The organism is Bacillus sp. HMF5848 (assembly GCF_003944835.1).
Classification (GTDB): Bacteria; Bacillota; Bacilli; order Bacillales; family HMF5848; genus HMF5848.
Genome location: NZ_RWIV01000001.1, coordinates 1,737,797 through 1,751,976 on the forward strand (window position 1 = coordinate 1,737,797; position 14,180 = coordinate 1,751,976).

Below are 14,180 nucleotides of genomic sequence, written 5' to 3' on the forward strand. Positions count from 1 at the left end.
ATTTTATTTAAGATATGGGAAGACTTCTGAGACAAATTTGGTAAGGTGGTGATGCGATGCAATTGTCTGAAATGGAAATGCTAGTAGTGCTTGCTAATGAAATGAATATGAGAAAGGCTGCTGAACGGTTATTTGTTTCTCAGCCTGCCCTTAGTCAACGTCTTCAATCAATAGAAAAATCATGGGGATGTCAAATTTTCTTAAGATCCCAAAAAGGTTTAACACTTACACCTGCTGGTGAACGTATAGTGCTATATGCCCGAAATATGATTGAGCAAGAAGCTAAGTTAAGAGAAGAGCTTCAGTTTATTGATAAGGAGATATACGGTACTTTACGACTAGCGGTTGCAAGCATTATTGGGCAAAATTGGTTACCTAAAATATTAAAGACATATGTACAAGCATATCCACATGCTCGTGTATCTTTGTTGACTGGATGGAGCAGTGAAATGGTGCAGAGTGTGTACGATGACACTGTGCATTTGGGTATTATTAGAGGGCAAACGGATTGGAAAGGATTTAAGGAGCACATTTTAACTGACAAGTTGTATCTAGTCGATACTGAAATAACAAACTTTAACGACGTACTAAAGACAGAGCGTCCGTTTATTCAATTCAAGAGTGACTCGTCATATTATCAGGAAATCCAAAATTGGTGGCATCGACAGTTTCAGACAGCTCCGAAACGAACGATTGTTGTGGATCAAATTGAAACATGTAAACAGATGACATTTCATGGTATTGGGTATGCTATATTACCATCAGTGATTCTGGACGAATCAGATATTCAAATAAATAAGATTCCATTACTAGATGAATATGGAATGCCAATGTGTAGGGATACTTGGGTTATTGGTTATGAATCAACGATGCAGCTAAAACAAGTACAAGCATTTATAGACATAGTAAGGGCGGCTTCTACAAACGAATAACTTGTCACATAGACTTTCGTCTGGTACAGTAATAAATTGTAGACCATTTTGAAATGATCATGAAGGAGGAATACATATGAATATGATGGATGCAAATGAAATTATATCTTTTATACAAAATAGCGTTAAAAAAACACCGGTAAAGGTGTATGTAAAAGGAAATGTAACAGGGATTAACTTTGGAGACGACGCTAAAGTTTTTACATTTGGTAGTGAGTCTGCTGTAGTATTTGGTGAGTGGAAGGACGTAAAGGTAGCACTTGACAATAACAAAGGTGCTATCGAAGACTATGTTGTTGAGAATGACCGTCGAAACTCAGCTATTCCAATGCTTGATATGAAGAATATTAAAGCACGTATTGAGCCAGGTGCCATTATTCGTGATCAAGTTGAAATTGGTGACAACGCGGTAATTATGATGGGAGCTTCCATTAATATAGGCTCTGTAATCGGCGAAGGTACTATGATTGATATGAATGTAGTTCTTGGTGGTCGTGCGACGGTAGGTAAGAACTGTCATATCGGTGCGGGGTCTGTTTTAGCTGGAGTAATCGAGCCGCCATCTGCAAAGCCTGTAATAGTTGAAGACGATGTTGTTATTGGCGCAAATGCTGTAATATTAGAAGGTGTGACAGTTGGTAAAGGAGCTGTTGTAGCTGCTGGCGCAATTGTTATTGAAGATGTGCCAGCTTATACTGTAGTGGCTGGTACACCAGCGCGCGTTATTAAGAAAATTGATGAGAAAACTAAGTCTAAAACGGAAATTAAAAAAGAACTCCGTCAATTAAACGAAGAGTAAGATGTGAGAGCGTGGATATCCTCCGCGCTCTTGTTATATAGGTGCGAAAGGAAGATACTTGTGGATCAATTTGATTACATTGCTATAAGACGTGCTTTACATAAAATACCAGAAGTTGGTTTTCAAGAGTACAAAACTCAACAATATTTACTCAACTTTTTAGCTTCTTTACCAAGTCAAAGGATAAATGTGAAAACATGGAAAACAGGTATATTTGTAAAAGTCAATGGTACCGATCCAACACGCATGATAGGATATCGTTGCGACATCGACGGATTGCCCATTACAGAAGCTACGAACTTAGAATTTTCATCTACGCATGATGGCTTTATGCATGCGTGTGGTCATGACTTTCATATGACGATTGCCTTAGGCATATTAACCCATTTTGTTCATCATCCTGTTAAAGAGGATTTATTGTTTATTTTTCAGCCAGCAGAAGAAGGGCCGGGTGGAGCAGAGCCAATGTTGAAATCAGACATAATGCAAAATTGGCGTCCCGATTTTGTATTTGCTTTACATATAGCTCCTGAATATCCGGTTGGAACTATAGCTTTACGAGAAGGATTGTTATTTGCAAATACATCTGAATTATTCATTGATTTAGAAGGAAAAGGGGGCCATGCTGCCTATCCACATCGCACAAATGATATGGTAGTTGCTGCAAGCTATTTAGTAACGCAACTACAATCCGTTGTAGCAAGAAACATTGATCCTTTAGACAGTGGAGTTGTTACAGTAGGAAAATTAACAAGTGGGACAGTACAGAATATCATCGCAGAAAAGGCGAGGCTTGAAGGTACTATTCGTACGCTCACACCTACTTCCATGGTACTTATAAAAAGAAGGATTGAAGAATTAACAAAAGGAATAGAAGTAGGATTTTCATGTAAAGCAACAATTGATTATGGATCTTCATATTACCAAGTGTATAATGATGAAGAGCTTTCACGCCATTTTATGAACTTTGCAAACGATTTAGTTAATGTTATTGAATGTTCCGAATCTATGACAGGAGAAGATTTTGGATATATGTTAAAAGAAATACCAGGTTTCATGTTTTGGTTAGGTGTTAACTCACCACAAGGTTTACATCATGCGCAACTAAATCCGGATGAAGAAGCCATTCCTGTTGCAATAAACTTATTGGTTCGTTATTTTAATACTATTGCTTCATAACATTAATTAATAAGTAAAAGTTTCTATCTATTTCAGTTTGTTCGAATAAAGTAATGCTTTATTAGACAAATTAATAGATAGGGAGGTGTTTTTACATATGCAAACTATTGGTGTAGAAGGTTCATTAACAAATGTACAAGAAGCATTACGTCAGAAAGGTTATAACGTAGTAGCTTTAAAAGGTGAGGATGACGCTAAAGGTTGTGACTGTTGTGTGGTAACAGGACTAGATTCAAACATTATGGGTATCGCTAACACAGTTACAGCTGGCTCTGTTATCGAAGCAAACGGTTTGTCTGCAGATGAAGTTTGTCAAGCAGTAGAAACACGTTTACGCTAATGAAACTAAAGGATAGTAAAAAATAAAAAACCGGGAGCTCCCGGTTTTTTATTTTAATTTTTATTGTTGTTGTGACTTTTCGACATATACTTGGTGTGGAAATGGGATTTCTATTCCATTCTTATCAAGTGCTTCTTTAAGGGCTTTGCGTAATTTCCTTTCAACCGCCCATTGTTGCATATTTTCCGTTTTAGCAATAATACGGATAACAACATCTGAAGCCCCTAGTGTTTGTACACCAATAACATTTGGTCCCTCTTTAAGAGCTGGTTCATTTTTAGCTATTTCATCACATGTATTTTGTAAAACTTCAATAGCGTGGTCAATATTTTCATCATACGCTATACCAATATCAACAAGGGCACGCATATTACCACGAGAGTGATTGGAGAGACTAGCTATTTGCCTATTCGGTACATAGTGTAACGTACCATCAAAACCTCTAATTTGTGTTGTGCGTAAGCCTACTTCTTCTACGATACCTGAGAAGCTTGCTAATGTGACATAATCATCAACTTCAAATTGTTTTTCAATTAATATGAAGAATCCTGTCACTACATCACTAACTAGACCTTGTGCTCCAAATCCAATGGCTAGTCCGACAATTCCAGCTCCTGCTAAAATGGCAGTCATTTTAATACCGAACATTTCTAAAACTGTCACAAAAAATAAGAAAATTAATGTATATTGAAAGATGTTGTTAACAAGCTTGTGAAGTGTTTTAGTTCTACCAGGTGCCATATCTCGTTTTTCAGCTAGCCTGTCAAACAAACGTGTTATAAGTTTACTACCAATAGATTTAACTATTAGGAAAACAATGTAAAATATTATTAGTTTAAGTAACAATAATCCTGCCTTAGTTAATAACGCATAATAATCAAAATTTAGTATTTGTTGTTGAATATCCATCTGTTTCGACCCTTTCTGTGTTGGTAGACTATTAATAAAAAATGTAAACAAATTGTTGTTTTTTCTAGATAGAAAGTGTTTTAACCATGGTATTTTTGTACCCTCAACTTGTTCGTGTTAAACTTAATACTAGTAGTCCTGTTAAAATTAGCTAGATTTATTCTTCCTAATAAATACGGTAGCATACATTTAATATTTTCTCAAAAGATACGTTTAAATATTTCATAGCCTGGATATACAATTAAAGGTTTATAACTAGGTCTTAGTCAATATTTATAGAGTTTCACTTCCATTTTTTTTGAAAATAGCCCCTTTATTATAGTGAAAACTGAGTTTCAGGGGGATTATACATAAGTAAAGATCTTAATCATTTTTATGGAGGGAAATACATATGGCAGAGCGTATGGTAGGGAAGCAAGCTCCACGTTTTGAAATGGAAGCTGTGTTAGCAAATGGGGAATTTGGTAAAGTTAGCTTAGAGGAAAATATGAAAAATGATAAGTGGACTGTCCTGTTTTTTTATCCGCTAGACTTCACTTTCGTTTGTCCTACAGAAATTACCGCCATTTCTGATCGCTATGATGAATTTGAGGACTTAGACGCTGAGGTTATTGGTGTATCTACGGACTCAAAGTTCTCTCACAAAGCATGGATTGACACACCGCGTGATAAGAATGGTTTAGGAGGTATTAAGTACCCACTTGCTGCAGATTTAACTCATCAGATTTCTCGAGACTATGGAGTTTTAATTGAAGAAGAAGGTGTAGCTTTGCGTGGACTATTCATTGTTAATCCTGATGGTGAACTTCAATATCAAGTAATATTCCATAACAACATTGGACGTGATGTCGATGAAACATTACGTGTTCTTCAAGCATTACAAACGGGTGGCTTATGTCCTGCTAACTGGAAGCCAGGACAAAATACTTTATAATTACATGCTAACTATACTAAATAAAGGGGTTTAACAAGTTGTTAGGCTCTTTTTTAAAAAGCCTATACGTAATTTATGGAAAGGGTGAATGTTGTCATGAAACTACGTGAACCAATACCTGAACTCACAGGTGCAACAACTTGGTTAAATAGAGAATTAACGCGTGACCAACTAATAGGAGAAAAACCAACACTTATACATTTTTGGTCAATAAGCTGTCACTTGTGTAAGGAAGCTATGCCTCAAGTGAATCAATTCCGTGATAACTATAAAAATCAGCTAAATGTTATGGCTGTTCATATGCCTCGTTCAGAAAAAGATTTAGATATAACCGAAATAGAAAAAGTAGCAAAAGACCATGACATAACACAACCTATCTATGTTGACAACGATCACAAGTTAACGAACGAATTTGAAAATCAATATGTACCTGCATATTATGTGTTTGACAACACAGGGCAGCTTCGACACTTTCAAGCTGGTGGAAGTGGTATGAGGATGCTTGAAAAACGTGTTAACCGCGTTTTAGATGAAATGAATAAAACAGAATAACAAAGTAATTTAAAAGGTCGAATTTATTGTTCGATCTTTTTTGCTATGAAAAAAACGTCTACGCTTTACATAAGTAAAAGATTTGAAGAGACATCATTTTTCTAGGTCATAAGCCGCCTAAGTCTGAAAGCCTACTTAGTGACGATGGACCTCTATGAGAAAGCTATAATGAGGAATATTCAAGCTGATTTAATGTAGTTCAGTAGTACAAAGCCTATACGTCAGCGCTGCTGTTACCTTGTAAGTTAATGAACAAAATGTTTGCGATCTCTTCATGGATAGCAACTTATGCACATTAACAGTTTATTAACCGATAGTTCCGTGTTTTGTTATATATGACAACGATCATTCTGCCTTTAAACTGGTATTTATAAGAGGTCGTTAATGAAAAATAAGGGTTGGAGCTTAATTAGAGGGCAAGCGCTTTACGTTGTTGACGCTTAAGAATCTTTTTTACATACTACTTAGCGGTTCTGAACTGACAATCTAAGCTTTATAGATAAGATAGAGCTTCAAATGCTATGTGGTTTTTAGCAACTTCTAAAAAAAAGTTAGTAAATTAGTGGAAAAATATTTCGGAATTCGATATATTTATATATACGTATTTTTTTATTAAATATATACACGTTTAAGGGGGGAGTTATGTGGATACGTTCAAAAAATTAAAGGAATTTTATTGGCCATATCGTCATTATTTTTATTGGTCGTTATTTTCTTTACTTTTTGTCACACTCATTACTGTTGTTTATCCTATTGTATTGCAGTTTACAATTGATGAAGTAGTGCTTGCTGAACAATATGAGTATGTACCATATCTTGCAATAGGCTTTATTTTAGTAATGGCGATAAAAGGTATCGCAACATACTTCAATCAATACTTAGGAGATTTGTTTGGAATTACGTCTGTATATAAATTACGTAATTCACTATATGAAAAGTTGCAATACCTACCATTTCGTTATTATGATAATGCGAAAACTGGAGATTTAATGTCAAGGCTCACTGCTGATGTAGAAGGCTTTCGTTTTTTCTTATCATTCGGGTTTTCGGAGCTTATTCGATTTACTTTAATTATTTTTATTTCATTAGGCGTTATGTTTTATTATTCTGTGCCATTAACTATCGTAACAATGTTAGCGATGCCTTTCTTAATAATAGTGACATGGAAATTCGAAAAACAAGTGCATCCTGCTTTTCGCGGGATTAGAAAGTCTTTTGGGAAATTGAATACAAATGTACAAGAAAATTTAAGCGGAATAAATACAGTGAAATCTTTATCAAGAGAAGATTTTGAGATTAATAAATTTAATAACTCAAATAATGACTATAAGGAAAAATATATCTTTACCTCAAACGTTTGGGCTAAGTTTTTTCCGCTTATGGAGTTCATCGGTAATTTATGTGTTGTTGCACTCCTCTCATATGGAGGATACTTAGTTATTCAAGGTGAGGTAAAACCAGGAGAACTAGTAGCGTTTTTTAGTCTTGTTTGGTATATTATCTGGCCATTAGTAAATTTAGGTTTTGTTATTAATTTATTCTCTCAATCTAAAGCATCTGGTGAAAGATTACTAGAAATTCTTGAAGCGAAGGAAGATATAACAAATAAGGAAGATTCCATTGATGTAAATAGACTCAATGGCCATGTACAGTTTAATGATGTAACGTTGCAGTATGCTGAGGATAATAATGCTGCATTAGAAAACATAAGCTTTGATGCCAACCCTGGTGCCGTTATTGGGCTGATTGGTTCAACAGGTTCGGGAAAAACGAGTGTAACGCAATTAATTACTCGTTTTTATGAACCTGCTAAAGGTAGTGTATTAATTGATGGCATTGATGTAAAAGAATATTCTTTAAAGACTCTTCGAAAAAATATTGGCTTTGTTTTGCAAGAGTCATTTCTATTTTCTTCTTCAATTCGGGCGAATATTTCATACGGTAGACCTGACGCATCAATGGAAGAAATTATTGATGCAGCAAAAAGAGCACAAGCACACGAGTTTATTATGGAATTGCCAGATCAATACGACACGATGCTGGGGGAAAGAGGATTAGGGTTATCGGGAGGTCAAAAGCAACGTATAGCCATTGCTCGGGCTATTTGTGTGAATCCAAGCATTCTAATTTTAGACGATGCAACAAGCGCAGTTGATATGGAAACAGAGTTTAAGATTCAAAATGCCCTTAAGGAAGTAATGAAGGGGCGGACTACTTTCATTATTGCGCATCGCATTTCTTCGTTAAAGCATGCAGATGAAATCCTTGTTTTAGAGGAGGGCGTTATCGCAGAAAGAGGTACGCATGAGCAATTACTAACAAATAATGGCCCTTATCAACGTATCTACGACATTCAATACAAAGATAAAGGTTTAATTGAAGCCGAAGCGAGGTGACAGAAACTGTTATGGAAAAAGACAAAAAGACAAGTAAAATAAAAGAAAGATTTCAATATTCTACTGATCAAGCGATTGATAAACCGTTTAACTGGACTCAGATGATGCGCTTATTATCTTATGTTAAGCCCTATTCAAAGAGTTTATTGCCACTTTCGTTCATAGCAGTTATTATTTCTACAGCTGTTCGATTATTTGTGCCAATATTAATTGGTATTTATGCAATTGATAAAGCTATCGCACAGAAGAATATGTCAGTTTTGTTTTGGATTGTTGCTAGCATAGGTGTATTGTATCTTTTATCATACGTGGCTAACTTTCTAAGAATTCGTTGGATGAATCTGTTAGGTCAAGGAGTCATATATGATTTAAGGAAACACCTTTTTCAGCATGTTCAAACATTATCTCATCGTTTTTTTGATAGTCGTTCAGCTGGTAGTATATTAGTTCGTATTATGAATGATATTAACTCTTTGCAGGAGCTGTTTACGAACGGTGTTATTAATTTATTAATGGACATTATATTACTTGTGGGGATTTTTGTTATTCTTTTTATCATAAGTCCGCCACTAACTTTGGCAATTATGATTATTTTGCCTATAATGTTCTTTATTTCTACTAGTTTACGAAAACATATTCGTAAGTCGTGGCAGAAGGTAAGAATTAAACAATCTAAGCTCAATTCCCATTTAAATGAGAGTATTCAAGGAATTCGAGTCACGCAATCATATACTCAAGAGCAAGAAAATATGAAGTTTTTTGATGGAGTGAATACTGAGAATTTTGAAAGTTGGCGAGATGCTTCACAAAAAAATGCCATGTTTAGACCATTTGTTGAAATGTCAAATGCTATTGGTACAGCGATTTTATTATGGTATGGTACACATTTGATTTCAGGTAATAGTTTATCTGTAGGTGAATTTGTTTCTTTTGCATTTTATTTAGGAATGTTTTGGGAGCCTATTTCGCGATTAGGGCAAATATACAATCAACTATTAATTGCCATGGCTTCCTCAGAGCGGATATTTGAGTTTTTAGATGAAGAGCCGATTGTAGGAGAAAAACAAAATGCGATGCCACTTGCAAACATGAAAGGTCAAATAGAATTTAAAGATGTTGAATTTTCATATGATAATAAACGTCAAGCGTTGAAAACTATTTCATTTACCATTGGGGCAGGGCAAACAGTTGCATTAGTAGGACACACCGGATCTGGTAAGTCAACTATAGCTAATTTAATAAGTCGCTTTTATGATCCTACAGCTGGCTCAGTACAAATAGATGGTCATGATTTAAGAGATGTTACGCTGAAAAGTATACGTAATCAAATCAGCTTTGTGCTACAAGATACGTTTATTTTCTCTGGTACAATCATGGAAAATATTCGTTTTGGAAATCCAGAAGCTACTGATGAGGCAGTTATTGAAGCGGCAAAAGCTGTAGGTGCTCATCCGTTTATAGAAAATCTGCCTAATGGCTATCAAACAGAAGTAGAAGAGCGAGGCAATGTACTTTCTGTTGGTCAACGTCAGTTGTTGTCCTTTGCGCGTGCGTTATTAGCGGATCCTCGGATTATTATTCTAGATGAAGCAACTGCAAGTATTGACACCGAAACTGAAATTATTATTCAGAATGCTTTAAAGCGCCTTCTTAAAGATAGAACAGCAATAATTATTGCACATAGGTTATCAACAATACGAGATGCAGACCATATTTTTGTTTTGGAAAATGGATCAATGCTTGAACAAGGTAATCATAATGGATTGATGGAACAAAGAGGTAAGTATTACGAATTAGTTAAATCTCAATTTAAAATGCTTGAGGTAGGATGATGATAAAAAACAAGGTTAACGTAATGTTAGCCTTGTTTTTTGTGCAATTATATAATACAAAAGCATACAACCAGACACGTAGAATATAGTCTATTTCAATGCCCGAACGATAAAATTTCTTACGATAAGTCAAAACTACCACGCTTTGTATTTCCTTTTATATGGTTTGCTCGGACGACTAAGACCGCGTAATAAAGCAATGCTAAAGCGATACGCTTGTTGTGTTGTTCAGTGACACGCCTCTAACAGGATGTGAAGGTTTGAGGCGTTGCATTAGGACGGCGCCATCCTTAGCTTGAAATGCGGCGCATCACGTTTTCCTATGTTTATTACTTAAATAATGTGTGATACAATTATTGCCGTAGCTAGCATATATTTGGAGGAATAATTGTGAAAAAAGAATTTGCAGTCATTGGCTTAGGGCGATTTGGAGGCAGTATATGTAGGGAATTAAGTGAAGAAGGCCTCGAAGTTCTCGCATTGGACCTTGATGCTGATAAAGTAAACGAGTATTCTTCAATTGCATCGCATGCTGTAGTTGGAGATTCTACAGATGAAAATGTTTTAAAAAGCTTAGGGATTCGAAATTTCGATCATGTCATTGTGGCTATAGGAGACAACATACAAGCTAGTATTTTAACGACGCTGATTCTTAAAGAGCTTGGAGTAAGAAACATTACTGTAAAAGCAACAAATGATTATCATGAAAAAGTACTAGCTAAAATTGGTGCAGATCAAATCGTCCATCCTGAACGTGATATGGGACGTCGAATTGCTCATAATATCATATCAAATAATGTTCTTGATTATTTAGAGTTATCTGATGAGCATAGTATTGTAGAAATTGTAGCTAGTGAAAAGGTTATAGGTCACTCTTTAATTGATTTAGATATTCGAGCAAGATACGGTGTAAATATTATGGCTATAAAACGTGGTAAAGAAGTTATTGTTTCACCACAAGCAATTGAGGTGATTCAAAAGGGCGATGTTTTAATTGTCATTGGGGCTGATACGGATATAAATCGTTTTGAAAAACACTTAATAAATGTGTAGAAAAAGAGACTGTTCCAAAAGGTCATAATTAGTTGCCCTTTTGGGACAATTTTTTTTTATGCTGGAAATATCTATTTTCTCAATTAAAATTTGTCTCAGAGTACCTTTCGTTACTCCTACTTAACCTATATCACTTCTTTATCCTTTATTTGGTTAGATATTTTGTGCCATTTTCTCAAATTGTGGGCAGCACAAAGCAGGCCAAAGTCTATTGTATTTTTTGACAGGCCGTTCATTCGAAAACGTGAGTAATTATTGTTGTATCAGTTGACCAAAGACGGGCTCGACATCTATCTTTCTCTGTTGATATTTTACTTGCCCTTCTTCTTGTAATAGGTTGATGATAGAAAAGAACAAACGTCTCATAGATTATATCCTTCATGCGCTCCGAACGGAAGCGGTTACTGGTACGGAAATAGGGTTGCTTTATTGCCAGAAAGCCACATAAAGTAAATATTTTGTGTTAATTGGTCTGCCATTTTACGAGAGGTATATATTTTGTTCGCATATGCAAACAGAATCACTTTTAACATCATACGAGGGGGGATATGGTGGACGGCCCCCACCAGGATGAAGGTTGATAAAGAGAGAGGGACTCATTTTATCAACCGACAGGTCTATTAGGTGACATAAGTGATTTTGTGGAATGAGAATAGCAATATCCATTGGTAGCACTAGTTGATTTGTGTATACTCTTGATACATAAGAAGTTCGTCCTTTCGTAATGTTGGTGTGGTAACTACATTATATCAAGAAAGACGAGCTTCTTTTTTTATGCATATTTTTCAGCCTAGAATATAATGTTTCGTACCTTGTTGATTGTAGCGGAATGCGCTCGACTCCCCGAAAATGCTATTGCATTTTCTTCGTGCGATGTTAGCCCGAAGAAGCCTAATCAACGTCCTGCGGGAAATAGTGGCAGGCGTGAGACCCCGCAAGGCGTAGCCTGAGGAGGCTCACGGCCACCCCGCGGAAAGCGAGCGCAATGAAGCGGAAATCAACATCAAGGTACAATGCAATTCTTTACTCAAAAAAAAAGGACCCCAAAACGTTAGTTTTGGGACACCCTCTTTTATGTGATAAGCAATGTAATCACGTTGACGACAATAGATTGAAATTATAATTATTGTCGACTTAATTTTAAATTTCCATGATGATCGGTAAGATCATTGGACGACGCTTTGTTTTTTCATATAAGAACGGAGCAAGTGTATCAGTAATTTCGTTTTTAATTTCTGACCATTGACTTGTACGGCGTTCAAGCATCTTGTTAAGGTTTTTTGAAATAAGTGCCTGTGCGTCGTTTATTAAATCTCCCGACTCCCTCATGTATACGAAACCTCGAGAGATAATATCAGGCCCAGCAACTATTTTAAATTCTTTCATGTTAATGCTTACAACGACGATAACAAGTCCTTCTTCTGATAAAATCCGGCGGTCTCGTAAAACAATGTTACCGATATCTCCGATGCCGCTTCCGTCAATGTAAACAGAACCTGAAGGGATTTTTCCTGCGATAGAGGCTTCTTTATCATTTAACGCCAATACTTCACCATTATCCATGATAAAGCAATTTTCTTTAGGAACTCCACAATCAACAGCTAGTTTAGCGTGCATTATTTGCATGCGATACTCCCCGTGTATTGGCATAAAGTATTTTGGCTTCATTAGCCTAAGCATAAGTTTTTGTTCTTCTTGTCCACCATGTCCAGAAGTATGAATGTCATTAATTGATCCATGAATAACCTCAGCACCAGCTTTGTATAACATGTTAATTGTACGTGACACACTTATCGTATTTCCTGGAATAGGAGATGAAGAAAATACAACTGTATCGCCTGGGATAATTTGGATTTGTCTATGTGTGCCGTTAGCTATTCTCGACAGTGCAGCCATTGGCTCACCCTGACTTCCGGTACATAATATAACCACTTCATTTGCCGGTGTTCTATTAAGTTGTTGCGTATCAATAAATGTTTCTTTAGGACAACGGATGTAACCTAGGTTATATCCAATGTCTATAGCTGCTTCCATACTACGACCAAATACAGCTATTTTTCGATTATTTTGTACTGCTGATTCCACTACTTGTTGTAAACGGTGGATATTTGAAGCAAATGTGGCAAAAATGATACGTCCATCTACTTTTCTAAAGATGTCATTTATACTTTCACCAACACGACGTTCCGACATTGTAAAATTAGGTATTTCGCTATTTGTACTGTCTGACAGTAAGCAAAGCACACCTTCTTTTCCAATTTCAGCCATTTTAGTTAAATTTGCAGGCTCACCTACAGGCGTGAAGTCAAACTTAAAGTCTCCTGTATGAACAATATTTCCTGCTGGTGTTCGAACAACAATCCCATAACTATCTGGTATACTGTGCGTTGTTCTAAAAAAGGATATAGACGTATTTTTGAAAGAAATATCTTCTTCCTCTTTAATTTCAATTAATTTTGTTTTACGTAATAATCCGTGCTCTTCTAGCTTATTACGAAGTAATCCTAAAGCGAGCTTACCTCCGTATATCGGTATGTTAAGCTCACGTAATAGATAAGGAATTCCGCCGATGTGGTCTTCGTGACCATGTGTAATAAATAACCCTTTTATTTGTTCTTGATTTTTAACTAAATACGTATAATCAGGAATAACGTAATCAATTCCTAATAATTCATCTTCGGGGAACTTTATCCCGGCATCAATTAGTATTATTTCGTCTTGATATTGCACACCGTACGTATTTTTTCCAATCTCCCCAAGCCCTCCTAGGGCAAAAACTGCTGTTTGATCATGCTTTAAAAATTTCATTCGTCTCAATTCTCCAATACAATAAAGTTTTCTGATTGCTGTTCATATTGTAAATATTGTTCGCTGATTGGCTCAATATACTCTATGTTGTATCCTTTATCAAATAATTTCTTTCTGACAGCTCTTTCAGTTTCTGCTTCAACGTACGCTGTTTTTGTATTTTCTCGTACAGGTACTTCATAAGAACTTTCTTGATAATAAACTTTAAATATCATCTTTTTTCTCTCCTCGTTTGCATAAAGTCCTCTAGAAAGAGGTTATTTATTTTGTTTAAAAGAAAAACTTCAAAGTTAAGTTGAAGTTTTTATGTGCCTTCAGACTTTTCTTTCTAGTTAGTATTTAATTTAAGAATAAAAGTTAAATACATTACCGCCTAAGTGTTGCTACAATCTTAATGGTGAAAACATTTAAAGCTCAAATTTTATATGTCGGAAACACATCAAAAT

14 protein-coding genes are annotated in these 14,180 nt (G+C 35.7%); 9 read left to right on the plus strand and 5 right to left on the minus strand.

Annotated elements, in window-relative coordinates; translation table 11 throughout:
- Positions 1-56 precede the first annotated feature (56 nt).
- From EJF36_RS08230 to EJF36_RS08245, 4 genes are all read left to right on the plus strand, one after another.
- On the plus strand, positions 57-932 hold the full coding sequence (locus EJF36_RS08230; RefSeq protein ID WP_125905852.1) for a LysR family transcriptional regulator: 876 nt from the start codon (positions 57-59) through the stop codon (positions 930-932).
- A gap of 76 nt (positions 933-1,008) precedes the next feature.
- Complete coding sequence (dapD, locus tag EJF36_RS08235) at positions 1,009-1,731, plus strand: 2,3,4,5-tetrahydropyridine-2,6-dicarboxylate N-acetyltransferase (protein ID WP_125905853.1); 723 nt, start codon at positions 1,009-1,011, stop codon at positions 1,729-1,731.
- A gap of 60 nt (positions 1,732-1,791) precedes the next feature.
- The gene (locus tag EJF36_RS08240) at positions 1,792-2,910 is read left to right on the plus strand and encodes an N-acetyldiaminopimelate deacetylase (protein ID WP_125905854.1); all 1,119 of its coding nucleotides are present in this window, start codon (positions 1,792-1,794) and stop codon (positions 2,908-2,910) included.
- 97 nt (positions 2,911-3,007) lie between these two features.
- Positions 3,008-3,250 (plus strand): YkuS family protein, encoded by a 243-nt coding sequence (locus EJF36_RS08245; protein WP_125905855.1) that lies wholly within the window; start codon positions 3,008-3,010, stop codon positions 3,248-3,250.
- A 60-nt stretch (positions 3,251-3,310) separates the two neighbouring features.
- On the opposite strand, the gene EJF36_RS08250 is transcribed toward EJF36_RS08245, so the two are convergent.
- The gene (locus EJF36_RS08250) at positions 3,311-4,159 is read right to left on the minus strand and encodes a mechanosensitive ion channel family protein (RefSeq protein WP_125905856.1); all 849 of its coding nucleotides are present in this window, start codon (positions 4,157-4,159) and stop codon (positions 3,311-3,313) included.
- Positions 4,160-4,550: 391 nt separating this feature from the next.
- Here EJF36_RS08250 and EJF36_RS08255 point away from each other — a divergent pair, with 391 nt between their 5' ends.
- The 5 genes from EJF36_RS08255 to EJF36_RS08275 all read left to right on the plus strand — a co-directional run bounded on the left by EJF36_RS08255 (position 4,551) and on the right by EJF36_RS08275 (position 10,926).
- On the plus strand, positions 4,551-5,093 hold the full coding sequence (locus EJF36_RS08255) for a peroxiredoxin (RefSeq protein WP_125905857.1): 543 nt from the start codon (positions 4,551-4,553) through the stop codon (positions 5,091-5,093).
- Between the two features lie 96 nt (positions 5,094-5,189).
- A complete protein-coding gene (locus EJF36_RS08260) occupies positions 5,190-5,645 on the plus strand; it encodes a redoxin domain-containing protein (protein ID WP_125905858.1) in 456 nt (151 codons plus the stop codon).
- 644 nt (positions 5,646-6,289) lie between these two features.
- Positions 6,290-8,041, plus strand: a complete 1,752-nt coding sequence (locus tag EJF36_RS08265; protein ID WP_125905859.1) for an ABC transporter ATP-binding protein — start codon at positions 6,290-6,292, stop codon at positions 8,039-8,041.
- Positions 8,042-8,052: 11 nt separating this feature from the next.
- Positions 8,053-9,873, plus strand: coding sequence for an ABC transporter ATP-binding protein (locus tag EJF36_RS08270; protein WP_125905860.1), 1,821 nt, complete (start codon positions 8,053-8,055; stop codon positions 9,871-9,873).
- 390 nt (positions 9,874-10,263) lie between these two features.
- The gene (locus EJF36_RS08275) at positions 10,264-10,926 is read left to right on the plus strand and encodes a potassium channel family protein (protein ID WP_125905861.1); all 663 of its coding nucleotides are present in this window, start codon (positions 10,264-10,266) and stop codon (positions 10,924-10,926) included.
- Between the two features lie 125 nt (positions 10,927-11,051).
- Here the strand turns inward: EJF36_RS08275 and EJF36_RS22170 are convergent, their stop codons facing one another.
- The 4 genes from EJF36_RS22170 to EJF36_RS08295 form a co-directional block, all read right to left on the minus strand.
- Entirely contained in the window at positions 11,052-11,162 is a 111-nt protein-coding gene (locus EJF36_RS22170; RefSeq protein WP_125905862.1) for a hypothetical protein, read from the minus strand.
- A 165-nt stretch (positions 11,163-11,327) separates the two neighbouring features.
- The gene (locus EJF36_RS08285; protein WP_125905863.1) at positions 11,328-11,462 is read right to left on the minus strand and encodes a transposase; all 135 of its coding nucleotides are present in this window, start codon (positions 11,460-11,462) and stop codon (positions 11,328-11,330) included.
- Between the two features lie 604 nt (positions 11,463-12,066).
- Positions 12,067-13,734: a ribonuclease J1 gene (gene rnjA / locus EJF36_RS08290; RefSeq protein ID WP_125905864.1), complete on the minus strand. Its 1,668-nt coding sequence runs from the start codon at positions 13,732-13,734 to the stop codon at positions 12,067-12,069.
- Positions 13,735-13,739: 5 nt separating this feature from the next.
- Positions 13,740-13,949, minus strand: a complete 210-nt coding sequence (locus tag EJF36_RS08295; protein ID WP_125905865.1) for a DNA-dependent RNA polymerase subunit epsilon — start codon at positions 13,947-13,949, stop codon at positions 13,740-13,742.
- Positions 13,950-14,180: the final 231 nt, after the last annotated feature.